28 protein-coding genes are annotated in these 25,011 nt (G+C 68.7%); 10 read left to right on the forward strand and 18 right to left on the reverse strand.

Annotated elements, in window-relative coordinates; translation table 11 throughout:
• Positions 1-45: 45 nt before the first annotated feature.
• The 3 genes from BM133_RS21375 to modB are packed head-to-tail and all read right to left on the reverse strand — an operon-like array spanning position 46 to position 2,298.
• Positions 46-834 carry an ABC transporter ATP-binding protein gene (locus BM133_RS21375; protein WP_093438048.1) on the reverse strand — a complete coding sequence of 263 codons (789 nt, stop codon included), beginning with the start codon at positions 832-834 and terminating at the stop codon, positions 46-48.
• On the reverse strand, positions 831-1,580 hold the full coding sequence (gene modA / locus BM133_RS21380) for a molybdate ABC transporter substrate-binding protein (RefSeq protein WP_093438051.1): 750 nt from the start codon (positions 1,578-1,580) through the stop codon (positions 831-833). Before modA ends, BM133_RS21375 begins: the two co-directional genes overlap by 4 nt.
• Positions 1,581-1,614: 34 nt before the next feature.
• Positions 1,615-2,298: a molybdate ABC transporter permease subunit gene (gene modB / locus BM133_RS21385; RefSeq protein ID WP_093438053.1), complete on the reverse strand. Its 684-nt coding sequence runs from the start codon at positions 2,296-2,298 to the stop codon at positions 1,615-1,617.
• Between the two features lie 109 nt (positions 2,299-2,407).
• Here modB and BM133_RS21390 point away from each other — a divergent pair, with 109 nt between their 5' ends.
• Together BM133_RS21390 and BM133_RS21395 are read left to right on the forward strand one after the other, a co-directional pair.
• Positions 2,408-2,647 carry a hypothetical protein gene (locus BM133_RS21390; protein WP_093438268.1) on the forward strand — a complete coding sequence of 80 codons (240 nt, stop codon included), beginning with the start codon at positions 2,408-2,410 and terminating at the stop codon, positions 2,645-2,647.
• Positions 2,644-3,321: a nitroreductase family protein gene (locus tag BM133_RS21395; protein ID WP_093438056.1), complete on the forward strand. Its 678-nt coding sequence runs from the start codon at positions 2,644-2,646 to the stop codon at positions 3,319-3,321. The genes BM133_RS21390 and BM133_RS21395 overlap by 4 nt, the downstream gene beginning before the upstream one ends.
• Here the strand turns inward: BM133_RS21395 and tsaA are convergent.
• Positions 3,282-3,776, reverse strand: a complete 495-nt coding sequence (tsaA, locus tag BM133_RS21400) for a tRNA (N6-threonylcarbamoyladenosine(37)-N6)-methyltransferase TrmO (protein WP_093438059.1) — start codon at positions 3,774-3,776, stop codon at positions 3,282-3,284. The genes BM133_RS21395 and tsaA overlap by 40 nt on opposite strands.
• A 73-nt stretch (positions 3,777-3,849) precedes the next feature.
• Entirely contained in the window at positions 3,850-4,197 is a 348-nt protein-coding gene (locus tag BM133_RS21405; protein ID WP_093438061.1) for a winged helix-turn-helix domain-containing protein, read from the reverse strand.
• A gap of 109 nt (positions 4,198-4,306) precedes the next feature.
• Here BM133_RS21405 and BM133_RS21410 point away from each other — a divergent pair, with 109 nt between their 5' ends.
• Positions 4,307-4,894 (forward strand): molybdopterin-binding protein, encoded by a 588-nt coding sequence (locus BM133_RS21410; protein ID WP_143100175.1) that lies wholly within the window; start codon positions 4,307-4,309, stop codon positions 4,892-4,894.
• Positions 4,895-5,014: 120 nt separating this feature from the next.
• Here BM133_RS21410 and BM133_RS21415 read toward each other — a convergent pair whose 3' ends face one another.
• The 3 genes from BM133_RS21415 to apbC all read right to left on the reverse strand — a co-directional run bounded on the left by BM133_RS21415 (position 5,015) and on the right by apbC (position 8,957).
• The gene (locus BM133_RS21415; RefSeq protein ID WP_177224899.1) at positions 5,015-6,673 is read right to left on the reverse strand and encodes an OFA family MFS transporter; all 1,659 of its coding nucleotides are present in this window, start codon (positions 6,671-6,673) and stop codon (positions 5,015-5,017) included.
• Positions 6,674-6,850: 177 nt separating this feature from the next.
• Complete coding sequence (locus BM133_RS21420; protein ID WP_093438070.1) at positions 6,851-7,798, reverse strand: LysR substrate-binding domain-containing protein; 948 nt, start codon at positions 7,796-7,798, stop codon at positions 6,851-6,853.
• Positions 7,799-7,865: 67 nt separating this feature from the next.
• Positions 7,866-8,957: an iron-sulfur cluster carrier protein ApbC gene (gene apbC / locus BM133_RS21425; protein ID WP_093438072.1), complete on the reverse strand. Its 1,092-nt coding sequence runs from the start codon at positions 8,955-8,957 to the stop codon at positions 7,866-7,868.
• Positions 8,958-9,031: 74 nt separating this feature from the next.
• Between apbC and BM133_RS21430 the strand changes: the two genes are divergently transcribed.
• Positions 9,032-10,225 (forward strand): patatin-like phospholipase family protein, encoded by a 1,194-nt coding sequence (locus BM133_RS21430; RefSeq protein WP_093438075.1) that lies wholly within the window; start codon positions 9,032-9,034, stop codon positions 10,223-10,225.
• 4 nt (positions 10,226-10,229) lie between these two features.
• Here the strand turns inward: BM133_RS21430 and BM133_RS21435 are convergent, their stop codons facing one another.
• On the reverse strand, positions 10,230-11,435 hold the full coding sequence (locus BM133_RS21435; protein WP_093438077.1) for a diaminopropionate ammonia-lyase: 1,206 nt from the start codon (positions 11,433-11,435) through the stop codon (positions 10,230-10,232).
• Between the two features lie 32 nt (positions 11,436-11,467).
• Entirely contained in the window at positions 11,468-12,637 is a 1,170-nt protein-coding gene (locus BM133_RS21440) for a M20 aminoacylase family protein (protein ID WP_093438079.1), read from the reverse strand.
• An 82-nt stretch (positions 12,638-12,719) separates the two neighbouring features.
• Between BM133_RS21440 and BM133_RS21445 the strand changes: the two genes are divergently transcribed.
• Entirely contained in the window at positions 12,720-13,199 is a 480-nt protein-coding gene (locus tag BM133_RS21445; RefSeq protein ID WP_093438081.1) for an Lrp/AsnC family transcriptional regulator, read from the forward strand.
• 21 nt (positions 13,200-13,220) lie between these two features.
• On the opposite strand, the gene BM133_RS21450 is transcribed toward BM133_RS21445, so the two are convergent.
• The 6 genes from BM133_RS21450 to BM133_RS21475 form a co-directional block, all read right to left on the reverse strand.
• Complete coding sequence (locus BM133_RS21450; protein ID WP_093438084.1) at positions 13,221-13,586, reverse strand: hypothetical protein; 366 nt, start codon at positions 13,584-13,586, stop codon at positions 13,221-13,223.
• A complete protein-coding gene (locus BM133_RS21455) occupies positions 13,583-13,828 on the reverse strand; it encodes a hypothetical protein (protein WP_093438087.1) in 246 nt (81 codons plus the stop codon). Before BM133_RS21455 ends, BM133_RS21450 begins: the two co-directional genes overlap by 4 nt.
• A 49-nt stretch (positions 13,829-13,877) precedes the next feature.
• A complete protein-coding gene (locus BM133_RS21460) occupies positions 13,878-14,564 on the reverse strand; it encodes a YceH family protein (RefSeq protein WP_093438089.1) in 687 nt (228 codons plus the stop codon).
• A gap of 50 nt (positions 14,565-14,614) precedes the next feature.
• The gene (locus tag BM133_RS21465; protein ID WP_093438093.1) at positions 14,615-15,322 is read right to left on the reverse strand and encodes a phosphodiester glycosidase family protein; all 708 of its coding nucleotides are present in this window, start codon (positions 15,320-15,322) and stop codon (positions 14,615-14,617) included.
• An 18-nt stretch (positions 15,323-15,340) separates the two neighbouring features.
• Positions 15,341-16,372, reverse strand: a complete 1,032-nt coding sequence (locus BM133_RS21470) for an isocitrate/isopropylmalate dehydrogenase family protein (protein ID WP_093438096.1) — start codon at positions 16,370-16,372, stop codon at positions 15,341-15,343.
• An 80-nt stretch (positions 16,373-16,452) separates the two neighbouring features.
• On the reverse strand, positions 16,453-17,091 hold the full coding sequence (locus tag BM133_RS21475; protein WP_093438098.1) for an LbetaH domain-containing protein: 639 nt from the start codon (positions 17,089-17,091) through the stop codon (positions 16,453-16,455).
• A 100-nt stretch (positions 17,092-17,191) separates the two neighbouring features.
• On the opposite strand from BM133_RS21475, the gene metG reads away from it, so the two are divergent.
• Positions 17,192-19,291: a methionine--tRNA ligase gene (gene metG / locus BM133_RS21480; RefSeq protein ID WP_093438100.1), complete on the forward strand. Its 2,100-nt coding sequence runs from the start codon at positions 17,192-17,194 to the stop codon at positions 19,289-19,291.
• 12 nt (positions 19,292-19,303) lie between these two features.
• Here metG and BM133_RS21485 read toward each other — a convergent pair whose 3' ends face one another.
• On the reverse strand, positions 19,304-19,975 hold the full coding sequence (locus tag BM133_RS21485) for a GntR family transcriptional regulator (protein WP_093438103.1): 672 nt from the start codon (positions 19,973-19,975) through the stop codon (positions 19,304-19,306).
• Positions 19,976-20,033: 58 nt separating this feature from the next.
• Here BM133_RS21485 and BM133_RS21490 point away from each other — a divergent pair, with 58 nt between their 5' ends.
• The 4 genes from BM133_RS21490 to BM133_RS21505 are packed head-to-tail and all read left to right on the forward strand — an operon-like array spanning position 20,034 to position 23,228.
• Complete coding sequence (locus BM133_RS21490; protein WP_093438106.1) at positions 20,034-20,789, forward strand: enoyl-CoA hydratase/isomerase family protein; 756 nt, start codon at positions 20,034-20,036, stop codon at positions 20,787-20,789.
• 38 nt (positions 20,790-20,827) lie between these two features.
• Complete coding sequence (locus BM133_RS21495) at positions 20,828-21,799, forward strand: Bug family tripartite tricarboxylate transporter substrate binding protein (RefSeq protein WP_093438108.1); 972 nt, start codon at positions 20,828-20,830, stop codon at positions 21,797-21,799.
• Complete coding sequence (locus BM133_RS21500) at positions 21,796-22,983, forward strand: CaiB/BaiF CoA transferase family protein (protein WP_256219298.1); 1,188 nt, start codon at positions 21,796-21,798, stop codon at positions 22,981-22,983. The genes BM133_RS21495 and BM133_RS21500 overlap by 4 nt, the downstream gene beginning before the upstream one ends.
• 32 nt (positions 22,984-23,015) lie before the next feature.
• Positions 23,016-23,228 carry a hypothetical protein gene (locus BM133_RS21505; protein WP_093438111.1) on the forward strand — a complete coding sequence of 71 codons (213 nt, stop codon included), beginning with the start codon at positions 23,016-23,018 and terminating at the stop codon, positions 23,226-23,228.
• An 11-nt stretch (positions 23,229-23,239) separates the two neighbouring features.
• Here BM133_RS21505 and BM133_RS21510 read toward each other — a convergent pair whose 3' ends face one another.
• The gene (locus tag BM133_RS21510) at positions 23,240-24,961 is read right to left on the reverse strand and encodes an enoyl-CoA hydratase-related protein (RefSeq protein ID WP_093438114.1); all 1,722 of its coding nucleotides are present in this window, start codon (positions 24,959-24,961) and stop codon (positions 23,240-23,242) included.
• Positions 24,962-25,011: the final 50 nt, after the last annotated feature.

Raw genomic sequence — 25,011 nt, forward strand, 5'->3', positions numbered from 1 at the left:
ACGCCGAATCGGCCCGGGGGCGAGCCCTGGCACCGGAGGTGCCAGTCAGGGCTGCACGTCCTGCATCAGGAGGCCGCGCAACTTGCTGCGCAGCGGCGTCTCCTGGACGACCGGCACGCCGGCGACTTCGCGCAGCGCGACGTCGCGGCTCTCGGCGGTGTGCAGGTCGATCTCGCGCACCACCTGGCCGTCCTTGTAGACGAAGGCGACATCGGCGAGCGCGAGCACGTCCTCGATGTCGTGCGTGATCATCAGCACCGGAATGCCCCACTGGCGGCGCACCTGCGCAAGCTCGTTGCGCAACTCGCTGCGCAGCATGGGGTTGAGGGCGGCGAAGGGCTCGTCCAGCAGCAGCACCTGCGGCTGGCAGGCCAGCGCGCGCGCGAGCGCCACGCGCTGCTGCTGGCCGCCGGAGAGTTTCTGCGGCCGGCTGTCGGCCAGACCCGCGAGGCCGAAGCCCTCGAGCAGGGCCTGCACCGTCTCTGCCTCCTTCGGCGGCAGCCGGCGGCGGCGCCACGAGGTGAGGCCGAAGGACACGTTCTCGCGCACCGTGAGGTGCGGGAACAGCGCGTAGTTCTGGAACAGGTAGCCGATGCGCCGCTCGGGCGCGGGCACGTCGATGCGCTGCGCCGCGTCGTAGAGCGTGCGGCCGTCCAGCCGCACATGGCCCGCGGAGGGCTGCAGCAGACCCGCGATGGCCTGCAGCGTGAGCGACTTGCCCGCGCCCGAGGGGCCATAGAGCGCAGCGAAGGGAACGTCGGTCTGAAAGCGCGCGGCCAGGTCGAAGCGTCGCGCCCCGTCCTTGACCGTGAGCTTCAGATCGACGTCGATCATGGCTTGCCGAATCCGTAGCGGGTCAGCACTTCCTGCGCGGCGGCGGTCGAGAGGAAGCTGAGGAAGTCGGCGGCCACTGCCTTCTGCTTGCTCTCGGCGACCACCGCGATCGGGTAGGTCACGGGGCTGCTGCCCGAGGGCGAGAGCACGATCTTGACCTTGTCGCCCGCCACCGCCGCATCGGTGCGGTAGACGAAGCCGGCCTCGACCTCGCCGCGGCTCACGTAGTCGAGCACCTGGCGCACGCTGTCGGCCTGCACGAACTTGGGTTCGAGCACGGTCCAGAGGTTGGCGCCGTCCAGCACCTGCTTGGTGTAGCGGCCGACCGGCACGGTGGCGGTCTTGCCGACGGCGATCTTCTTGACGCTGGCACCCGTCAGGTCCTGCAGCGACTTGACGCCCACGCCGTCTTTCGCGGGCTCGATCAGCACGAGGCTGTTGGTCACGAAGTCCTTGCGGGTGGCGGTGTCGATGAGCTTCTGCTCGACGCCGCGGTTCATGGTTTCCTGGTCGGCACTGGCGAACACGTCGACCGGCGCGCCCTGCCCGATCTGCTGCAGCAGCACGCCCGAGGCGGCGAAGTTGAAGCGCACCGTGGCGCCGGGCTTGGCGGCCTCGAACCTGGGGCCGATTTCCTTGAACGCATCGGTCAGGCTCGCGGCCGCGGACACGGTGATCTGCTGCGCGGCGGCGGCCAGCGGCAGGGCCAGGGCGACAACGAGGGACAAGAGGCGGAACGGGCGCATGGGTATCTCCTGGATTATTGAAGAGAGGAACGAATCAGCGAAGAGAGAAAAAGCGGTTCGACAGAACCAGCACGACGATCGACAGCACCGAGGTCACGATCACCAGCAGCAGCGCGAGGTCGTCGTGCCCGGCCTGCACCGCGTCGTAGATGGCCATCGAGAGCGTCTGCGTCTGCTTGGGGATCGAGCCCGCCACCATCAGCGAGGCGCCGAACTCGCCCATGGCCCGCGCGAACGCGAGCAGCGTGCCGGCCAGGATGCCGGGCCATGCGAGCGGAAGAGTCACGCGCAGGAACACCGAGAACGGCGACTGCCGCAGCGTGCTGGCCGCGGCTTCGAGCGATCGGTCGACGTTCGAAAAGGCGGCGCTGGCCGACTTGAGCACCAGCGGCAGCGCGACCACGGCCGAGGCCACCACGGCGCCGTGCCAGCTGAAGATGATGGTGTAGTCCAGGTGCTCGCGCAGCCACGCGCCCAGCGGGCTGCGGCGGCCGGCCGCGACAAGGATCGCGTAGCCGATGACGGTGGGCGGCAGCACCAGCGGCAGCATGAACACGGCTTCCAGCACCGTGTGGCCGAAGAAGCGCTTGCGCGCGAACACCCAGCCCAGCGCCACGCCCGCGATCAGCGCCAGCACGGTCGCGACCGCGGCGACCTTGAGCGACAGGACCAGGGGCGACCAGTCGGTCGTGGCGATGAGTGAGCTCGTCGTGTTCATGAAAATACGGCGCGATTGTTACACGGTGAGCCCTAAGGTTCTCACGGGGGTGCGCGAATCGCGCAGTCTTCATATACTGGTGAACATAGCGTTGCACACCTGCAAGCCCATGCGCCTCTCACTCCACGACACCGTCGTCCGTTCGATCTCCGGCAGGCCGGAGCTTCGGCACGTGACGCAGGTGCAGGAATGGCGCATCGAACGCGCGATGGACTCCGACAGCTTCGTGATCTACATCATCGCCCCAGGGGGCGAGAGCCAGTCCTTCCTCGTCGCAGAGGCCGATGCGCGCGACATCGGCGAGGTGCTGCGCCGCAAGGCCGTGTGGGTCGACCGCCAGGAGCAATGACTGCGATGTGGCGGCACATGACGGGTGCGGAACGCATCCTCGAAGTTTTGCTGACCCGGCGCTCGGTGTCGCCGCGCCGGCTGCAGCAGCCCGGCCCCAACCCCGACGAGCTCGACGGCATCCTGCAGGCGGGCCTGCGCGCGCCCGACCACGGCGGGCTGCATCCGTGGCGGGTGATCGAGTTCCGTGCGCAGAACCGCGAGGCGCTGGCCTGGTGCTTCGAACAGGAGAAGTTGAGGCGCGATCCGCTCGCGAGCCCCTCGGACCTGAAGCGTGCGCGCGAACACGCCACGCGGCCGCCGCTGCTGCTGGGGTTCGTGGTGTCGCCGCGCGAGCGCAGCAAGATCCCCGGCCGGGAGCAGTGGCTCTGCGCGGGCGCGGCGCTGGGCAACATCCTCGCCGCGGCGCACCAGCTGGGCTACGGCGCGATCGTGCTGAGCGGCGAGCGCTGCTTCGACGAAACGCTGGTGCGGCAGGTCGGCGTGCAGCCCGGTGAATACCTGGCGGGATTCATCAGCGTGGGCACCATCGCGGAAGCGCCGCCGCAGGCGCGCGAGACGCTCTCGCAGGATGTGTGGTCGTGCTGGCAGGGCAACGACCTGGCGGGCCCGGACAACCTCCAGCCCCCGCCCGATCAGCCCATCCTGCCGTCGGACCGGATGCCCGGCAGCTGATCGAGCCTGGCGCCGAACCAGCCGATGCGCCCGGTCTCGCGCACGTCGAAGCGCGGCACGTAGGGCTTGATGTCGAGTATCGGCGTGCCGTCCATCATGTCGTTGCCGCTGAAGTGCAGCGTCGTGCCTTCCACCGACACCAGCCGCACGATCGACAGGCCCAGCCGGTTCGGCCGTGCCGGCGCGCGCGTGGCGAAGACGCCGTGCGATTCGTTGTCCAGAAAGGGCACCACCTCCAGCCGCTCGTGCGCGCACTGGTGCAAGTGGGTGATGAGGATCAGGTAGTCGAAGCCCTCGATGTCCCGAAGGCCCGGCGCGAACTCGGCGAACACCTCCAGGCGGCCCGGCTCGTCGGGTGCGCCGGCCGTCTGGATCGGCATGCCGGTGGCTTCGGTGAAGCGGCTGCGCACCAGGCCGACGGGGCGGCAGACGACCGGGTCGGCGGGCGAAGTCATTGGCGCACCCTTGGCGCTGCGCGCCTTCCGGCCCAGCGGGAGCGAGCTTGCCTGGGGCGGCCCGGCGCGTCGCTCATGGGGCCAGCAACCGGGTCAGCGCGCGGATGTCGGCGGCCGTGGCCAGCTTCGCGGCGTTCTCGATGGCCCGGTAGTGCTTGACGATTTCCTCGCCCACCGGCGTGAGCGCCGTGCCGCCGCCGCGCGAGCCGCCGGCGGCTGTGTTCACCGCGGGCGAGGTCAGGGCCTTGTTCATCTCGTCGACCAGCATCCAGGCCCGGCGGTACGACATGCCCAGCTGGCGGGCCGCGGCAGAAATCGAACCTGTCTCGGCCACGGCCTCGAGCACGGCGATCTTGCCGGGGCCGATGGCGATGGTGTCGTCCCGATAGACGCGCAGGCGGAACTGGACTTTGGATTTCATCTTGGCGCGAAGGGTAAACCATGCGGGGCCGCCATTGTCCGCCCGCGGCCGCACGGCGCCGTCATGCAAGAATAAATACAGCGTCCCCTTCGGGAAACGAGGAGTCCCCGTGAAAGATCGAACGTTGTTCCCGCGCCGGCTGTGCGGCGCTGCCGTGGTGGCGGCCCTGCTGTCGGTGCTCGCGGGCTGCGCGGCGCCCGGCGGCGCGCCGGCCGGTGCCGCTCCCGCTCCCACAACGGCAGCGGCAGCGGCAACGGCAGCCGCCAGCGCAGGCGAGTCGCCCAGCTTCACCGTGTCGGGCGCCGTCGCCCGCCGCGCCACCTTCGACCTCGCCGCGCTGAAGGCGCTGCCGCCCATCACGCAAACGGTCGGCAGCAACACCTACACCGGCGTGAGCCTGTGGACCCTGCTGAACGACAGTGCGGTCGGCCTGAAGCCCGACACGGCCCTGCACAACCCGATGCTCTCGATGTATGCGCTGGTCACCGGCACCGATGGCTATCGGGCGGTGGTGGCGCTGGGAGAAATCGCGCCGGAGTTCGGCAACCGGCCCGCGATCGTGGCCTACAGCGTGAACGGCGCGCCGCTGGGCCGGAGCGGCATGGCGCGCCTGGTGGTGACCGGCGACAGCAAGCCGGGCCGGTCGGTGGCAAGGCTGGCGGCGATCGAGGTGTTCGCCGCAAAACCTGGTCGCTAACCCCCAGTCTTCGCGCACTTCGTGTCGCTTCGCCAACCCCCTTGCAGGGGGCAACACCAGCGGCCCGGCAAAGCCGGTTCCGCGGTGTTTGCCGAATGAGCCGCTACAAAGGCGAAGCGGTCAGTTGAAGAACTTCACCACGCTGCCGAGCGTCCTGTAGACACCCCAGGCAAGGGGAATGCCCACCGCCGCCCAGGCCAGCATCACGAAGACCGGGCTCACCGTGTCGGCGCCGCCCGAGCCGCTGCCCACTTCGGCGGCCGAGGCCTTTTCGTGCGCGAGCTTCTTCTCGACGGCCAGTTCGGCCTCGGTCATGAAGTGCTTGTCGGCCACCGGGCGCACCAGCAGGTTGGCGATGAAGCCGATGGCCAGCATGCCCACGAGGATGTACATGGTCTGGTTGTAGACCTGCTCGCGCGGCAGGCCCAGGCCCAGCTGGTACTCGCGCATGTAGTTCACCACCACCGGGCCGAGGATGCCGGCCGTGGCCCATGCCGTGAGCAGGCGGCCATGGATGGCGCCCACGAACTGCGTGCCGAACAGGTCGGCCAGGTAGGCCGGCACCGTGGCAAAGCCGCCGCCGTACATCGACACGATGATGCAGCACGCGCCCACGAACAGCAGCTTGCTGCCCGCACCGGCCGACGAGGGAATGCTCGCGTACAGGATCGCGCCCAGCACGAAGAACACCGTGTAGGTGAGCTTGCGGCCCAGCTTGTCCGAGAGACTGGCCCACACGAAGCGCCCGCCGATGTTGAAGAGCGACAGCAGCGCCGTGAAGCCGCCGGCCACCACGGCGATCGCCGCGAGCTGCACCTTGTCGAGCTCGCCGAATTTCTGCGACACGCCGACGAGCGCGCCGCCGAACACTTCCTGCAGCATCGGCGAGGAGATACCGATCACGCCGATGCCGGCGCTCACGTTCATGCACAGCACCAGCCACACGAGCCAGAACTGGGGAATGCCCCAGACCTTCTTCACGTGCACGTGGCGCTGCGTGATCATGGCGTTGCCGGTCTGCGCCGGGGGCGGCGTCCAGCCTTCGGGCTTCCAGCCCGAGGGCGGCACGCGGTAGCCGAGCGCGCCGGCCATCATGAAGACGAAGTAGCCCAGCGCCATCACGACGAAGGTCTGCATCACGCCCACGTCGGTGGCGCTGGAGAAGCGCTTCATCAGGTCGACCGCCAGCGGCGAGCCGATCATCGCGCCGCCGCCGAAGCCCATGATGGCCATGCCGGTGGCCATGCCGCGGCGGTCGGGGAACCACTTGATCAGCGTGCTCACCGGCGAGATGTAGCCAAGGCCCAGGCCAATGCCGCCGATCACGCCCGAGCCGAGGATCATCAGCCAGAACTGGTGCAGGTGGATGCCCACGGCCGACAGCAGCATGCCGCCGCACCAGCACGCAGCCGACACCACGCCGGCCTTGCGCGGACCGGCCCGTTCGAGCCAGCCGCCCCAGAGCGCCGCCGAGCAGCCCAGGAACACGAAGAACAGCGTGTACATCCAGCCGAGGGTGGCCACGCGCCAGTCGCAGTGGGTGGCGAAGAGTTCGGCGAAGAAGCTCATCTCCTTCGCGCAGGCCTGCGCGCCGTGGCCGGCGGTGCCCAGCGCCTTCGACAGAGGCAGCCAGAACACCGAGAAGCCATAGGCCATGCCGATGCACAGGTGGATGGCCAGTGCGGCCGGGGGAACCAGCCAGCGGTTGAAACCGGGGCCCGCGATGATGCGTTCTTTATCCAGGAAGCCGGGTTGCTGCTGCACCCCTTCTCCAGCCATGCGCTCTCCATCGAGAACGCCCGCAGTTGAGCCTGCCATATTTCTCCTTGTTCGCCGGACCTGTAACTTTTGTGTTGAATCCGGGCCGCGGAGTGTGTCTGAACGTTTTACACGCCGTCAAATTCGATCGGCGCATGGGCCGATTCAATAACTAAATGCCCGGCGCGGGATGGGCGCTCAGTCGCCGCCGAGCGTCCCGCTGTGCAGGCGGACCTGCTCGGCCCATTCGGGCGTCTGCAGGAAGGCCAGCGCCGCATCGAGCGCGCGCGAAGAGCGCACGCCGTCCTGCGTCATGAAGCCGATGGGCGTGCGCACCTCGGGCGCCACCAGCGGCAGCGCCTCCAGCTCGCGGTGGCTGCGCACGGCCGCGACCATCGCGCCCGGCAGCACGCTGCTGACGGTGCCCGCGCTCACGGCCAGCGTGAGCGTGAGCACCGAGTTGGTCTCGATGGCGGGCGCCACCGGCACGCCGGACTCGCGCAGTGCCTGGTTCATGATGGCGCGGTTGTGCATGTCGGTCGTGAGCAGGCACAGGGGCTGCCTGGCCGCCTCGGCCCAGGTGATCGGCTGGCCGATGTGCAGCTCGTCCGCCGAAGGCGTCTCGGCGCGCCGCAGCAGGAAGTAGTGCTCCACGCTCTGCGGCCAGGCCGTGAGCTTGATGCCCGGCAGGTGCATGCGCTCGGTGTAGCCCAGGGCCAGGTCGATGGAGAGGCTTTCCAGGCCGGTCTCCAGGTCCTGCGAACTCATCGACAGCACGACCGGCACGATGCCCGGGTGGCGCTGGTGCAGCATGGCCGCGAAGCGCGAAAGGATCGGGATGGCGGTGGGCACGGCGGCCATGCGCAACCGGCCGTGCGGGTTGTCCACGTCGCTGCGCAGCTCCTGCAGCAGCACCTCGTTGTCGCGCAGCATGCGCTGCGCCGTGGCCAGCACGCGCTCGCCCTCGTGCGTGAGGCCCACGTAGACGCGGGCGCGCTTGACGATGACCACGCCGAACTCGGTTTCCAGCGCCCGCAGCGCGTTCGACAACGCGGGCTGGGTGATGTGGCAGGCCTGCGCGGCGCGGCCGAAATGCTTGTGCTCGCTCAGGGCGACCAGGTAGCGCATCGAAGCGAGCAGGTTCATTCCCGGCCCTCCGATCGGCGCATCTCAGACACAACCGGGCGAATCAAAGGCAAACGCGCGTCCGGGTTCAGGTGTTCTTGCTGATCGAGATGGTCGGGAATTTCGACGAGAAGTCCTTCGCCTTCTCCGAGATGCCCACGGCCACCTGGCGTGCCACCGCCTTGTAGATGCCGGCCACCTCGCCCTCGGGGTCGGCCACCACGGTGGGCGCGCCGCTGTCGGCCTGCAGGCGGATCTTGATGTCCAGCGGCAGCGCGCCCAGGTAGTCCATCTGGTATTCGGCCGCCATCTTCTTGCCGCCGTCGCTGCCGAAGATGTGCTCGGCATGCCCGCAGTTCGAGCAGATGTGCACCGCCATGTTCTCCACGATGCCCAGGATCGGCACGCCGACCTTCTCGAACATCTTGATGCCCTTCTTGGCATCGAGCAGCGCGATGTCCTGCGGCGTGGTGACGATCACCGCGCCCGTCATCGGCACGCGCTGGCTCAGCGTGAGCTGGATGTCGCCGGTGCCGGGGGGCATGTCGACGATGAGGTAGTCCAGGTCCTTCCAGTTGGTCTGGCGCAGCAGTTGCTCCAGCGCCTGCGTGGCCATGGGGCCGCGCCAGATCATGGCCTGGTCCTGGTCGACCAGGAAGCCGATGGACATCACCTGCACGCCGTGGCGCTGCATGGGTTCCATGGTCTTGCCATCGGGGCTGTCGGGGCGGCCCTCGATGCCCATCATCATGGGCTGGCTGGGGCCGTAGATGTCGGCGTCCAGGAGGCCGACGCTTGCGCCTTCCGCGGCCAGCGCCAGCGCCAGGTTGGCCGCCGTGGTGCTCTTGCCCACGCCGCCCTTGCCCGAGGCCACCGCGATGATGTTCTTCACGTTGGGCATCAGCTGCACGCCGCGCTGCACCGCGTGGCTGATGACCTTGGTGACGATGTTGACCGACACGTTCTCCACGCCCGGCACGGTCCTGGCTGCGGCCACGAGCGCCTTGCGGATCGCCGCATGCTGGCTCTTGGCGGGGTAGCCGAGTTCGAGGTCGAACGACACGTCGCCGTCGGCGACCTGGAGGTTCTTGAGCGAGCGGGTGGCCGCGAATTCTTTGTGGGTGTTCGGGTCTGCGACGCTCTTGAGGGCGCCCATGATCGCGTCTTGGGTGATGGCCATTGATCAAACTCCTGAATGGCGGGTAGTCTAAGGTGCTCCCCAAGCCCTCACCGAACAGCCTGCCAATAACCAAAATGACAGAGACAAGCCCCGCCACCGGCCTTCTGCTCACCGGAGGCGGCGCACGGGCGGCCTACCAGGTCGGCGTGCTCGAAGCCATTGCCGAAATGCGACGCGCCGCCGGCCCGGCCGCCGGTACCGGCAACCCCTTTCCCGTCATCACCGGCACCTCGGCCGGCGCCATCAACGCGGCGGCGCTGGCCTGCGGCGCGGACGACTTCGACCACGTGGTGGCGCACATCGCCGAGGTCTGGCGCAGCTTTCGCGCAGAGCAGGTGTACCGCGCCGATTCGCTCTCGGTCATCGGCAGCGGCGCGCGCTGGCGCATGCTGCTGGGGTTCGGGCGCTTCGCGGCCAACTGGATGCGCGTGAAGCCCAAGTCGCTGCTGGACAACGCGCCGCTGGCCGACCTGCTGCAGCGCATGGTGCCGCTGGATCGCCTGCCGCAGCTCATGCAAGCAGGCCATGTCAAGGCGCTGGCGGTGACCGCATCGAGCTACAGCTCGGGCGAGCACGTCACCTTCTTCGAGGCCGCGGTGCCGATGGAGCCCTGGGTGCGCTCGCAGCGCCTGTCGGTGCGCGACCGCATCACGCACCACCACCTGCTCGCGTCCTCGGCGATTCCCTTCGTGTTTCCGGCGACCGCGCTGCCGATGCAGGGCCACACCGAATACTTCGGCGACGGCTCGATGCGCCAGTCGGCGCCCATCGCAGCGGCGATCCACCTGGGCGCCGAGCGCATCCTGGTGATCGGCGCGGGCCGCATGCACGAGCCGCGCGAGACCGATGCGCCCAACACGCACAGCGGCTACCCGACCATGGCGCAGATCGCGGGCCATGCGCTCTCCAGCATCTTTCTCGATGCGCTGGCGGTGGACATCGAGCGGCTGCGCCGCATCAACCACACGCTGGGGCTGATTCCCGAAGAAGTGCGCGCGTCGAGCGCGCTGCGCCCGCTCGACCTGCTGGTGATCTCGCCTTCGGAGCGCCTGGACGTGATCGCGGCGCGCCACGTGGATTCGCTGCCCGGCGCGGTGCGGCACCTCCTGGGCGGCTCGAAGGCCGCGGCCGACGTGAAGGGCGGCGCGCTCGCGAGCTACCTGCTGTTCGAGTCGGGCTACACGCGCGAGCTGATGGCGCTCGGGCGGGCCGATGCGATGAAGCAGCGCGACGAAGTGCTGCGCTTCTTCGGCTGGAACGCAGCCTGACGAACTAGAGCCGCACCGGCGCGCGCTGCCCGCGCAGGACCTCGTCCGCATCGAGCCCGACCAGGTCGCGGTACACCGAGGGTGCCGTCGCGCCCTCGGTGCTGATCAGCAGCACCTTGGAGCGCACGTCGAGGCGAACCTTTCGCCACAGGTCGTCCGACAGCGTGAGCACGCGCAGCGCCGCGATGCCCGCCGCGCCCGATTCGCCGCTCACGATGGGGCTGTCGTGCGCCGAGCCCCGCGCCAAGAGGCGCATCGCCTCGACGGCGTCGCCGTCCTCGATGGTGAGGAAGGCATCGACCGAGGGCGCCAGGAAACGCCAGGCGAGCGGCGAGGTCTCGCCGCAGGCAAGGCCGGCCATCACCGAGTCGACGCTGCCGGTGGCATTCGATGCGTGGCCGTTGATCGCGCTCTGCAGCAGGCAATCGGCCTGGCGCGGCTCCACGACGATGAGGGTCGGCCGCTTCTCCCCGTACTGCTCCCACAGGTAGCTCGCCACGCCCGCGGCCAGCCCGCCGACGCCGCCTTGCAGGATCACGTGCGAGAACATCGCCATGCCCTCCTGCTGCTCCATCACCTCGTCGGCCAGGATGCCGTAGCCCTGCATCACGTCGCGCGGAATGTCTTCGTAGCCGGCGTAGGAGGTGTCGGAGACCACCTGCCAGCCGTTCTTTTCGGCCAATGCGGCCGCATGCGCGACCGAGTCGTCGTAGTTGCCCTCGATGCGCACGATCTCCGCGCCGAAGGCCGCGATGGCGGTTTCTCGCTCCACGCTCACATGCCGGTGCAGCACGATCACGCAGCGCACGCCGATGCTTTGCGCCGCCACAGCCAGCGCGCGGCCGTGGTTGCCGTCGGTGGCGCTGACGACGACCAGCGACCGGAGCCCTGCCGCATGCGCGCCGCGCAGCACGGCCACCGGGTCCCACGCGGGGTGGGCCCGAAGAACGAGCCGCACGAGCGCGGCCGGCGCGCCCAGCGCCTTGAAGCTGCCGAGCGTCGAGCGCTTGGATTCGTCCTTCACGAAGATGCCCGCCACGCCCAGTTCCTCCGCCATGTCGGGCAGTTGCCAGAGCGGCGTGGGCTCGGGCGCGAGCAACGGCCAGCGCGAGAGCCAGGCGCGCGTGCGCCGGGCCTCGGCGATGCAGAGGATGTCGCGAAGCTCGCCGGGGTAGGCGCCGCGGGTGGCGTTCTTGTTGATGACCAGCATGGGGAAAAAAGAAAAAGGGGTTGTCTTGTCGGTCAGCGCGGAAGGCGCAGGCGGACGATTTCCGCGAAGTAGCGGGCGCCCGTCGCGAGCACCTCGTCGTTGAAGTCGTAGCTGCCGTTGTGCAGCGGCGTGCCGCCGGGCGCACCCTCGGCGCCGTTGCCCAGGAACACGAAGGCGCCGGGCACCACCTTCAGGAACGCGCCGAAGTCCTCGGAAATCATCATCGGCGCCACGTTGGCATCGACGTTCTCCGCCCCCACCACGGCCGTGGCCGCTGCCACGGCGACGGGCATGCATTCGGCCCAGTTCACCGTGGGCGCGAACTCGTGCGTGTAGGTGAATTCGCACCCGGCGCCGTGCATGCGGCAGATGCCTTCGCTGATCTCGCGCATGCGCGCCGCCAGCATCTTCTGCACCTCGGGGTCGTAGCTGCGCGTGTCGCCCTTGATGATCACGTTCGACGGAATCGCGTTGCGGATGCCGTCGGTGATGAACTCGGTGCACGAGACCACCGCCTGCGCGCCCGGGTCGAGCGTGCGCGAGACGATGGCCTGCAGCGCGAGCACGATCTGCGCGCCGATGACGATCGGGTCGATCCCCATGTGCGGTCGCGCGGCATGCGTGCCGCGGCCCTTCACGTGGATGACGAAGTTGTCCTCGCTCGCCATGAGGCCGCCCGCGCGCGTGGCGATCGTGCCCGCGCGCATGCCGGGCATGTTGTGCAGGCCGTAGATCTCGTCGACCGGAAAGCGCGCGAAAAGGCCGTCGTCCATCATGGCTTTCGCGCCGCGGCCGTGCTCTTCGGCGGGCTGGAAGATGAAGCGCACGGTGCCGTCGAAATCCTGGCGCTCGCGCAGCAGCCGCGCCGCGCCCAGGACGATCGACATGTGGCCGTCATGGCCGCAGGCGTGCATCTTTCCGGGGGTGGCCGAGGCGTAGGGGCGGTCGGTCGGCACCTCGGCGATGTTGAGCGCGTCCATCTCGGCGCGCAGGCCGACGACGCCCTTGCCGCTGCCCACCTTCAGGTTCGCGACGAGCCCCGTGCCGCCGATGCCGGTGTGCACCTCCAGGCCCAGCGCCTTCAGCACGCCGGCCACGAAGGCCGAGGTCCTGGCCTCCTCAAAACCGGTCTCGGGCATCGCGTGCAATTGGCGGCGCCAACCCGAGAGCTGGTCGCGCAGGGGTTCGTCGGGGAATTTCATGGCGCGATGCTATTGACAATGCGGCGATACAGGCACGCAAAATCGGGCCCTTCGACGCAACGTTTTTGCGTCACACGCCGCCATGCCCCCTCTCGATGCCCAAGACCTTCGCCTGCTGGAGCTGATCCAGGCCAACAGCCGCATGTCGCAAAGCGAACTGGGCGAGCGCATCCACCTGTCGACGGCGGCCGTGAACCGGCGGCTCAAGCGCATGCGCGACGACGGGGTGATCCAGCGCTACGGCGCGGTGCTCGCGCCCGCCGCGCTGGGCCATCCGCTGTCCATCGTGGCCGAGGTGGAAGTCGAGAGCGAGCGCATCGACCTGCTCGATGCGATGAAACAGAGTTTCAGGGACTGCCCAGAGGTGCAGCAGTGCTACTACGTGACGGGCGAGTGGGACTTCATCCTGATCCTGGTCGTGCAGGACATGGCGCAGTACACGACGCTGAGCCGGAAGCTTTTCTTCCAGAGCAACAACGTCAAGCGCTTTCGCACGCTGGTGACGATGGACCCGGTGAAGGTCAGCGTGGACGTGCCGGTGCGGCCGGAGCCGGTGGGGTAGACATCGACGCTGCCGCGCGCGTCAGGAAAGCCCGAGAAGCACCGCGATGCCCGTGATGAACCAGCTCGCGGTCGTCGCGTGGGCCGCGCTCTCCCTGGAGATCGGCCACAGCTTCGCGCGCTTCCATGCGCGCAGGTTGCAGGCCACGGCCAGCACCAGCCCGCAGAGGAAGACCACAGAGGAATAGGACGACGGCCAGCCGAGCGCGGCGATCAGCGAGACCACGAGGATCAGGGCCCCTGCTGCCCAGATGCCGCTGGCAGTGCTCGCAAGCACATGGCAAAGGCCGCCGCAGGCTTCGCACGTCGCAGGCGCGGCGCGGTTGGACCAGCGTTTGGCGAGGCCGGTGATGCCCGGCTTCCTGCAATGCGGACAGTCGTACTTCATGAAAAGAAAATCGTCAGGATGGGAAAGAGGACGAGAAACGCGAGAAAGCCGAGGGCATATACCGACATGCCCGCGCCGACCGCCAGGTACGGCACAAACGCGGCGAATCGCCTGAGTGCATCCGCGGCGCGATGCCCTCGCGGAAGCAGCGCGGCGACAAGAAGGGAGAGCACCATCAGCGCGACGGCCACGCCGGCCAGGACGGCGACGCCGGTCAGCATCAGCGAGAGTTTCGGTGTCATTCGCTGCGCAAGATAACGCAGTTCAGGCCCAACGCAAAACCGGAACGGGTCAGCCCGCGTCGGAAATCCCGAGCTCCGAACACACACGCGCGACCAGTGCCTTCAGCGTTGCCAGCTCGGCCTCGAGCCGAGCCACGTTGGCCTTGAGCGCCGCAACTTCACCGAGCGATGCATCGTGCGATGCGTACGAACCGTCGCCCGATGCGCCGGCCGGCCCCGCGACCTCTTCCGCCGGCTGCCCGCTCAGCAGGTGCGCCCAGCGGCTTTCGCGCGCCCCGGGCAGCCGCGCCAGCTTGACCACCAGCGCACCGGCCGGCCGCTCCGAGAGCTCGTCCAGAAAGCCTTCGACCGACGAGATGTCCGCGAAGTTGTGCATGCGGTCGCAGGCGATGCGCAGTTCGCCGGCCGTTTGCGGCCCGCGCAGCATCAGCACGGTGAGCAGGATCACGGACTGCGAGGGAATGCGCAGCACGCGGTCGATGTTGTGTTCGTAGCGGAATGCGCGGCCGCCGCTGCTTTCCGCGACGAGGCTGTAGCCCTTCAGGCTGTCGATGGCGGACTGGATCTGCGACTCGGTGAGTTCGAGCACCGGGTTGCGGCTGGTCTTCTGGTTGCAGCCCGAGACCAGCGAATTGAGCGTGAGCGGATAGCTGTCGGGCACGGTGCGCTGCTTTTCGGCGAGCACGCCGAGCACGCGGGTTTCGAGGAGGGACAGGATGGGCAGCGGTGTGGACATGGCTCAGCGACAGGATTCGAAAGTAAAGACACAAGGGGCCGCCGATGGATTCATGGCGACACCACGCCGAGTATCGGCCCCAGGTCGCGCACGAAGTCGCTTCGCCCCAATGCCTTGGAGTGCAGCGCCGAGACGGTGCCGTCCAGGTACAGGGCATCGCGGCAGTGCAGCACGTCGCGGAAGTACACCGCGAAATCGTGGAAGTTCACCGGCGTCTCGCTCATCACGAAGATCGCCGTGCGGCCCGATGCGCAGACGCCGTTGCGGATCTTGCGCGAGTCGGAGTTGGGAAGGAGCGCCGGGTGCAGCACGCCATGGCGCAGCAGCAGCGGGCCGGACTGCGTGGCAAGGCGCACGCCGCCGCGCTTGGCGACCGCCGGGTACTCCGAAGACTCGATCACCCGGGGCCCGTCGTCGGTGACGAGGAACACGCCGTTCGGCTTCAGGAAGAAGTTGCCGGTGCCGCTCGCCAGGTTGAGCGGCGACTCTTCGCGGCCGTCGCGAACGAAGAGGCCGACCGGGGAGAAGTCCGCGTGGTACATGCCCGCGTTGACCGCGAAGACGAGTTGCCTGTCATGCGCCTTCAGCCACGCATCCAGCCGGTCGAAGCGCTTGAACGCCACGCCCGTGTCGTCGTTCAGGAACAGCGCGAGCTTCTCGGTGCGAAGGTCGACCTTCACCACCGTGTAGCGCGGGTCCGCCGCAACGGACGCGCAACTCGCAAGGACGACGGCCAGCAGAAGCAGAAGCTTTCTCATGGCCGCACCCTCTTCGGATCAGCCGCCGTTGATGCGGCTGACCAGCGCCTTGGTGAAAGCGGCGGTGTTCGCCGTGCCGCCCAAGTCGCCGGTGCGCACGTTGTCGATGTTCAGCGTCTGGTCGATGGCCGTGCGCAGGCGCGTGGCCAGCTCGGGCATCTTCGTGTGGTCCAGCATCATCGCGGCGGCCAGCAGCAGCGCCGTGGGGTTGGCGATGCCCTTGCCGGCGATGTCGGGCGCCGAACCGTGCACCGCTTCGAAGATCGCCGCGTCGGTGCCGATGTTGGCGCCCGGCGCCATGCCCAGGCCGCCGACGAGTCCCGCCACCAGGTCCGAGAGGATGTCGCCGAACAGGTTGGTCGTCACCAGCATGTCGAACTGCCAGGGGTTGAGCACCAGCTTCATCGCGCAGGCGTCCACGATGATCGAATCGAGCTCGAACTTGCCCTTGTACTTTTCCGCGTAGAGCTGCTCGCCGGTCTCCAGGAACAGGCCGGTCAGCACCTTCATGATGTTGGCCTTGTGCACCAGCGTGACCTTCTTGCGGCCGGTGGCAATGGCGGTCTCGAACGCGTATTCGAGCACCCGGCGGCAGCCCTGCCGCGTGTTGATGCCGGTGGCCATGCCCACGGCATGCGGGTCGCCGTCGATGCGCACGTAGTGCTCGTGGCCGATGTACAGGCCCTCGAGGTTCTCGCGCACGATCATGAGGTCGATCTTGTCGAAGCGGCCGCCCGGGATGATGGTGCGCGCGGGGCGCAGGTTGGCGTAGAGCTGGAATTCCTCCCGCAGCCGCACGTTCGAGGAGCGGTAGCCGCCGCCCGAGGGCGTCTCCAGCGGGCCCTTCAGGGCCAGGCGGGTGGTGCGGATGCTGTCCAGCGTGGCCTTGGGCAGCGGATCGCCCGAGGCCTTGACGCCGCCGAGGCCCGCGATCTGGGTGTCCCAGGTGAAGGGCGCCTTCAGCGCATCGAGCGCGGCCAGCGTGGCGTCGACGATTTCGGGGCCGATGCCATCGCCGGGGATGAGGGTTGCGGGAATGGGGGTGGTCATCGGCTGCGGCTCGCTTTCTGGCGTTCTGTATCGGGGGGTCGAGCATACGTCTCGTGCGAGACACCCCGCGCTTTCGTGGGTCACTCGTGGCCGGACAGTTCCTGGTCCAGCAGCGAGGCGCGGCCGACGACACGGCCGGGCCGCAGCAGCGCACCGGGCGCGACGACCGCGTTGGCACCGATGCGCGCCCCATCGCCGATGAGCGCACCGAATTTCTCGCAGCCCGTGGGCTGCAGCGCGCCGCCCTCGCCGCTGCGCACGAGGATCTCCTTGGCGGCGCGCTCGTTGCGGTGGTTGCAGACGATGCTGCCGGCTTCCATGTTGACGCCCGCGCCGATCACCGAATCGCCGACGAAGTTGAAGTGCGCGAGCGCCGTGCCCGCGAAGACGAAGGAAGACTTGAGTTCGGTGCCCGGACCGATGGTGCAGCGCGCGTCGACCCAGTTGCCGCCGCGCAGGTAGGCGCCAGCGGCCACGAAGCAGCCGGCGCCCAGGATCAGCGGTCCCTTGAGCACCGCGCCGGCCTCGACCCGGGCGCTGCGATGGATGGCGATGTCGCCGTCGATGGCGTATTCGTCGGCCGGCAGTTCCGCCAACAGCCGGCGCACGATTTCCGGAGCCTGCTGCGCCAACGCCCAGGGCATCGAGGCGCTCCACCGTGCGAGGGGAGAAGCGGCGAATCCGGCGATGTACGAGGAAAGGGCGATGGCGTGCGGCATCGGGCGATGCTGCCATCAAACACGGGGCCGGGCGCGGGGCGGACGCGGCCACCTAAAATGCCCGGTTCCCCGTCCGTCACTCCCGAAAGCGCCCTCCCCGATGTCCGCCCCGCGCAAGCTCTTCGTCACCACCGCCCTGCCGTATGCCAACGGCAAGTTCCACATCGGCCACATGATGGAGTACATCCAGGCCGACATCTGGGTGCGGAACCAGCGAATGAACGGCGCCGAGGTCAACTTCGTCTGCGCCGACGACGCGCACGGCGCGGCCATCACCATCGCGGCCGACAAGGCCGGCGTGACGCCGCAGGCCTTCGTGGCCGAGATCGCGGCGGGCCGCAAGCCCTACCTGGACGGCTACTACATCTCGTTCGACAACTGGCACTCGACCGACGCGCCCGAGAACCACCAGCTCGCGCAGGACATCTACCGCGACCTGCGCGCCAATGGCCTCATCGAAACCAAGAGCGTCGAGCAGTTCTACGACCCTGAGAAGGGCATGTTCCTGGCCGACCGCTTCATCAAGGGCGAGTGCCCCAACTGCCACTCGAAGGACCAGTACGGCGACAACTGCGAGGTGTGCGGCGCCGTGTATGCGCCCACCGAGCTGATCAACCCGTACTCGGCCCTCTCGGGCGCCAAGCCCGAGCTGCGCAGCTCGGAGCACTTCTTCTTCAAGCTCTCGGACCCGCGCTGCGAGGCCTACCTGAAGGAATGGACCGCCGCCCCCGGCCACGTGCAGTCCGAAGTGCAGAACAAGATCCGCGAGTGGCTCTACAAGGACGACGAAGGCAAGGGCGGCCTGGGCGACTGGGACATCAGCCGCGACGCGCCCTACTTCGGCATCGAGATCCCCGATGCGCCGGGCAAGTACTTCTACGTGTGGCTCGACGCGCCCGTGGGCTACCTGGCATCGCTGAAGAACCTGCTGGACAAGCGCTGCATCGAACTGGGCGGCGACGGCATCTCGTACACCGAGTACATGGCCGACCCGGACCTGGAACAGGTGCACTTCATCGGCAAGGACATCATCACCTTCCACACCCTCTTCTGGCCCGCGATGCTGCACTTCAGCGGCCGCAAGGCGCCCGACGCGGTGTACGTGCACGGCCACCTCACGGTGAGCGGCGAGAAGATGAGCAAGAGCCGCGGCACCGGCATCGACCCGCTCAAGTACCTGTCGATCGGGCTGGACCCCGAGTGGCTGCGCTACTACATCGCGGCCAAGCTCAACGGCCGCAACGAAGACATCGACTTCAACCCCGAGGACTTCGTCGCGCGCGTCAACAGCGACCTCGTGGGCAAGTACATCAACATCGCGAGCCGCGCGGCGGGCTTTATCGGCAAGCGCTTCGGCGGCCAGCTGGGCGAGGTGTCGGCCGATGGCGATGCGCTGCTGTTCGCGCTGCGCGATGCGGCCGGCCAGGTCCATTCGCTCTACGACGGGCGCGACTACGCCCGTGCGCTGCGCGAGGTGATGGCGCTGGCCGACAAGGTGAACGAATACGTCGACCAGAACAAGCCCTGGGAACTGGCCAAGAAGGAAGGCGCCGAGGCGCGGCTGCACGACGTGTGCACCGTGTGCATCGAGGCCTTCCGCCTGCTCACGCTGTACCTGAAGCCGGTGCTGCCGGCGCTGGCCGTGAACGTCGAGGCGTTCCTGAAGATCTCGCCGCTGGTCTGGTCCGATGCCGCGCAGCCGCTCTCCGCGGGCCACGCGATCGGCGAGTACAAGCACCTGATGCAGCGTGCCGATGCCAAGGTGATGGACACGCTGTTCGATGCGCCCGAACCGGTGGCGGCCGCTGCTGCCGTGGAAGCCGCGGCCGATGCGCTGCCCGGCGGCGAAGCCATCGCGCCCGCGATCACCATCGACGACTTCGCGAAGATCGACCTGCGCATCGCGAAGATCGTGGCCTGCGAGAAGGTCGAGGGCTCGACCAAGCTGCTGCGCCTGACGCTCGATGCCGGCGAGGGACAGACCCGCAACGTTTTCAGCGGCATCGCCTCGGCCTACCAGCCCGAGCAGCTCGTGGGCAAGCTCACGGTGCTGGTCGCGAACCTCGCGCCGCGCAAGATGAAGTTCGGCATCAGCGAAGGCATGGTGCTGGCCGCGAGCCACGGCGACGAGAAAGCCAATCCGGGCATCCACGTGCTCGAGCCGTGGCCGGGCGCGACGCCGGGCATGCGGGTTCGCTGACGAAACGAAGAACTAGCCGAACTTGTTGTTCAGCACGAGGTCGGCAAACACCTTGCCGCCCACCGAGATGTGGTCGCGCATCGCCTCCGCGGCGTTGTCGGCGTCGCCCTTGAGGATCCACTCCACCACCCGTTCGTGCTCCCGCTGCGAGGCGGCGAGCCGGCCCGGCTTCTCGAACATCCGCCCCCGGTAGGCCGCGATGCGCAGGCGCACCGTCTGCGCCTGCTCGACGATGAACGGATTGCCGCTCGCGCGATAGATCACGTCGTGCAGCGCGGCGTTGGCGCGCTGGTAGCCCTCTGCATCGTCCGCCTGTGCCATGGCGGCCGTGCCTTCCAGTGCGCGCTGGAGTTCGCCGCGCAAGACCGGTCCGATGCGCAGGGCCGCCAGCCGCGCCAGCACCCCTTCGAGTTCGCCCAGCGCTTCCATCATCGCGACGAGCTCGTTCGCCCGCAGTTGGCGCACATAGATGCCGGTGCGCGGAACGATGTCGACCAGCCCCCGCGCGCTGAGCAGCAGCAGCGCCTCGCGCACCGGCGTGCGCGAGGTGTTGAAGCTCAGGGCCAGCGCCTTTTCGTCGATGGGCATGCCGGGAGGCAGCATGCCTTCCAGGATGTCGTGTTCGAGGCGGCTGCGGATCTGGTCCTGCAGGCTGCTGGTGTCGAGGGTTTTCGCGGGTTGCATGGAGATCGGGATATTAGCTAACCTTACAAATATATCAATTCATCTGTTTGGTACATCAATGCTTCCCTCGCTAGAGATCGACAGCCGCGTCGCCTTCCTGACATTGCGCCGCCCCAGCGCCGCCAACAAGCTGACGCCGGAGGACCTGCCCGAGCTCGTTCGCCACGTGGAGACGGTGAATCGCTCGCCCGAGGTGCTGGTGCTCGTCATCCGCTCCGAAGGCAAGTACTTTTGCAGTGGCTACGATATATCAGAGATCGCCGCCAGCAGCCAGACCGAGGGCAGCAGCTTCGGCGACATGGTCGATGCGCTGGAAAACTGCCGCGCCGTGACCATCGCGGCGGTGCATGGCGGCGTCTTCGGCGGCGCCACCGACCTGGTGCTGGCCTGCGACTTCCGCGTGGGCGTGCGCACCGCCGAGATGTTCATGCCCGCCGCCCGGCTCGGCCTGCACTACTACCAGAGCGGCATGGAACGCTACGTGTCGCGGCTCGGGCTGGACACGGCCAAGCGGCTCTTCCTGACCGCCGAAAAGCTCGACGGCCCCGCGATGCGCGACTGCGGATTCCTCACGCAACTGGTCGACGACGCCCCGGCGCTCGATGCCGAAGTGCTGCGCCTGCGCAGCACGCTCGCCGGCATGGCGCCACTCGCACTGCTCGGCATGAAGAAGCACCTGAACCAGATCGCGCGCGGCACCGCCGATGCCGCCTCGATCCTGCGCGAGGTGCAGCGCACCGTCGCTTCCGAGGACCTGGCCGAGGGCGGCCGCGCCTGGCGCGAGAAGCGCCCGCCGGTCTTCAAGGGCCGCTGAGTGCGCCCTCCCCTTCGACACAAAACAGGAGACAACCAGTGAACCCACTTCGAGCCATTTCATTCGCAGCCGCGGCCCTGCTCGCCCCGGCCGGCGCCTTCGCCGACACCTACCCCTCGCGCCCGATCACCCTCGTGATCGGCTTCCCCGCCGGCGGAGGCGCCGACACCGTGGCGCGCATCGTGAGCGACAAGCTCGCCAAGATCCTCGGGCAGCCCCTCATCATCGACAACAAGCCCGGCGCGGGCACCACCATCGCATCGGACCAGGTCGCGCGCGCGGCGCCCGATGGCTACACGCTGCTGCTGGGCAGCGCCAACCTCTACGGCAGCGACAAGCTGCTCTACAAGGCCGTGAAGTACGACGGGGCCAGGAGCTTCGTGCCGATCTCCCGCTGGAGTTCCGCGCCGATGCTGCTCGCGGTCAACAAGGACGTGAGCGCGAAGACCGTGCAGGCGCTGATCGCCCAAGCGCGGCAGAACCCCGGAAAACTGGCGTATTCGTCGTCCGGCACCGGCGTGGTGACGCACCTGGCGGGCCTGTCGTTCGAGAAGGCGGCCGGCGTGACGATGCTCCATGTGCCCTACAAGGGCGGCGCCCCGTCGATCCAGGCGGTTGCCGCCGGCGACGTGCAACTGACCTTCGGCACGCCGCCCTCGGTGCTGCCGATGGCGCAGGGCCAGAAGCTGCGCGTGCTGGCCGTCACCTCGGGCCAGCGCTCGCCGCTCTTTCCCGACGTGCCCAGCGTCGCCGAGGCCGGCGTGAAGGGCTACGACTACACCTTCTGGTTCGGCCTCTTCGCGCCGGCGGGCCTGCCGCCGGACATGGCGCAGAAGCTGTTCGACGCGAGCGTCGCGGCGCTCAACGATCCCGACGTGAAGGCGCGGCTGGAGAAGTCCGGCAACGAGTCGGCGCCCTCGACGTCGCTCGCCGAATTCCGCACCTGGGCGCAGGCCGAAGGTGTGAAGTCGAAGGACCTGACCGAGCGCTCGGGCGCGACCGTCGAATGACGCCGGACATGGCGCCGGACATGGCGCCGGACATGCCGCAGGGCGGCCCGCTGCGGGGCTTCACCGTCATCGACCTGACGCGCGTGCTCGCGGGGCCCTATTGCACGCTGCTGCTCGCCGACCTGGGCGCGCGCGTCATCAAGGTGGAGCAGCCCGGCCTCGGCGACGACGCGCGGCAGATCGGCCCGTTCGTGGAGGGCGACTCGGCTTACTTCATGTCGGTCAACCGCAACAAGGAGTCGATCGCGCTGGACCTGAAGGCGCCGGCCGACCGGGCCATCTTCGAACGGCTGCTGGCCACGGCCGACGTGCTGGTCGAGAACTTCCGGCCCGGCACGATGGAAAAGCTGGGCTACGACTGGCCCACGCTGCACGCGCGCTTTCCGGGTCTCGTGTTCACCTCGGTCTCGGGCTTCGGCCAGACGGGGCCGTACAGCCGGCGCCCCGCCTACGACATGGTGGTGCAGGCGATGGGCGGCATCATGAGCCTGACCGGCCACCCCGGCGCACCGCCGACGCGCGTGGGCGTCTCGATCGGCGACCTGGGCGCCGGCCTCTACGCGGCCATCGGCACGCAGGCCGCGCTGCTTCAGCGCGGGCGCACGGGCGTGGGCGACCGCGTGGACGTGGCGATGCTCGACTGCCAGGTCGCGCTGCTCGAGAACGCGATCTCGCGCATGGAAGCCGACGGGCGCGCACCGGGCCCGATCGGCTCGCGGCACCCGTCGATCACGCCGTTCGACGTGTTCCGCGCGGCGGACGGCTGGTTCGTGATCGCGGCGGGCAACGACGCGCTGTTCCAGCGCCTGTGCACGGCGCTCGACCTGCCGGCGCTGCCCGAGGACGCGCGCTTTGCGAGCAACCCCGCGCGCTGCCAACACCACGAGGCACTCAAGCAGTTGCTGGAGCAGCGCCTGGCCGGCGCGCCCTGCGCGCATTGGCAGGCGCTCCTGATGGCGCACAACATTCCGACCGGCGAGTACAACGACGTCGCCGCGGTGGTGAAAGACCCGCAGGTGCAGGCGCGCGAGATGCTGGTGCAGGTGAAGACGCAGGGCGGCCGGTCGCTCACGGTCGCGGGCAACCCGGTGCACGTGGGCGGGCACCGCACGCAGGTGCTGCGGCAGCCGCCGCGGCTGGACCAGGACCGGGACGCGATCCTGGCGAGCTTGGCGCAGGACTAGGTCCTGCCCGGGGGCGGGTGCAAAATCCGCGCATGCAAAGGCTCCGCTCCCCCTTCCGGCTTCTGGTTCTTGCGCTGCTCGTCGCCGCGCTCGACGGCTGCGCCGTGGTCACCGTCGCCGGCACCGCCGTGAGCGTGGGCGCCAGCGCGGTGGGTCTCGCGGCCGATGCGGCCATCGGCACCGCGCGCATCACCGGCAAGGCCGTGGGCGCCGCGGCCGACGCGGTCATTCCGGACAGCAAGTAAGCAACTGGAATTCAGCGCGGCAGGCCCAGCTGCGCGACGTGCGCGGGCGTGTGCTGTGCCTTCTCCTTGCGCACGAACGCCGAGCGCAAGGCCGCATGCGGCTCGCTGCGATCGAAGAAGTTGCGGCGCATGTGTGTCAGTTCTTCATCGCGGTACCGCTGCAGCGGCTTTGCCGATTCGTCTTCCGCGCGCTTTGCCTGCTTCTTCGCGATGCGGGCCGCCAGGTCGGGCGAGGCCGCGAGTTGCGTGGCCAGCCGCATCACTTCATCGCCCAGTTCTTCCGGCGCGGCCTGCAGCACGCGCTCGGCCATGCCGAGCTCGACCGCGCGCTTCGCGCTCACCGGCAGCGCCGATTGCGTGAGCCGCTCGGCCTCGCTTTGGCCCACGCGGCGCGGCAGGGTGTAGGTCCAGTATTCGGAGCCGTAGAGGCCCATGAGCTTGTAGTGCGGGTTGAGGATGGCGCCGTCCCTGCACCACACCTCGTCCGCCGCGAGCGCCAGCATCACGCCGCCGGCCGCGGCATTGCCGCCCAGGGCCGCGACGGTGAGCCGGTCGGTGGTGGTGATCACCGCTTCGACCAGGTCGTTCATCGCATGGATGTTGGCCCACGACTCCTCGGCCGGATCGGGCGCCGCCTCGATCACGTTCAGGTGGATGCCGTTCGAGAAAAAATCGCGCAGCCCGCCGAGCACCAGCACCGAGGTCGGCCGGGTGCAGGCGAAGCGATAGGCCTCCAGCAGGCGGCGGCATTGCACGCTGCTCATCGCGCCGCCGGGGAACGAGAAGTTCAGCACGCCCACCACGCCATGCTCGCCGTGCTCGCTGTAGCGCATGTCGGTCCAGGTGCGGCGGCCGGCTGGCAGCTGCAGCGGCGCGGGCACTTCGGGCAGGCCGGCGGGGAGCAGGTCGCCGAGCGCGTCGACGGCCGGCAGCTTGAAGCTGGCAAGCCCCGAGCCCGTTGCGCGCCAGGGGCGCAGCTGCACGATCCAGACCGCGCCGTCCGTCGTGGCGCGGCAGACGGCACCGGCGCGGGTGGCGATCAGCTCGCCGGGTGTGCCGCGCAGTTCGTCTTCGGGGTACGCGCCGTGCAGGTACCACTGCGCGGCCAGCAGTTCGTCGAGCACGCCGGGCTGCGAATCGGCGGCGCGCAGCTGGCGCAGCACCGACTCGGTCGATTCGCGGGTCCAGTCGATGCGGCGCTCCGCCTGCTTCAGGAACGGGCGCCAACCCGCCGCGAGATCGGCCGCCTTCTGCCGTTTCGGCTTGTACGTGCCCGAGGTGAAGCGCTCGACCGCGAGCAGCACCGCGTCGACGGCCGCATCCGCCACCTCGCCGCGGTAGAGATCGCTCTTGCCCGCCAGCGGCGGCACCTTCAGCGGCGACCAGGCCCAGACATCGCCCGCGTCCATCTCGGCGACGGCGGCGAGCACGGTGACGCCCCAGCTTTCGGCGCCGTCGCGCAGCGTCCAGTCGAGCGAGGACGGGCCCCGGTCGCCTGGCGGGCCGGGGTGCACGATCAGGCAGGTGTGGGCGCGCCAGATGTCCTCGGGGATCGCGGTTGTCAGCATCGGCGCCACGATGAGTTGGGGCGCATGCGTTCGCACCGCTTCGCGCAAGGCCTCGTCGTTGCCCAGAGCCAGCTCGACGCCGACGGTGTGGCCGCGGTCCTGGAGTTCGGCCAGAACCCTCTGCGTCAGGCTATTGAATGCGCTTGCGACAAGCAGGATGTGCATGAGCCCGGCTCCCTCGGTAATGTTGGTTTCAAAATGTCAATTAATGTGAA

It is taken from the genome of Variovorax sp. 770b2, assembly GCF_900115685.1.
In the GTDB taxonomy this organism is placed as follows: Bacteria; Pseudomonadota; Gammaproteobacteria; order Burkholderiales; family Burkholderiaceae_C; genus Variovorax.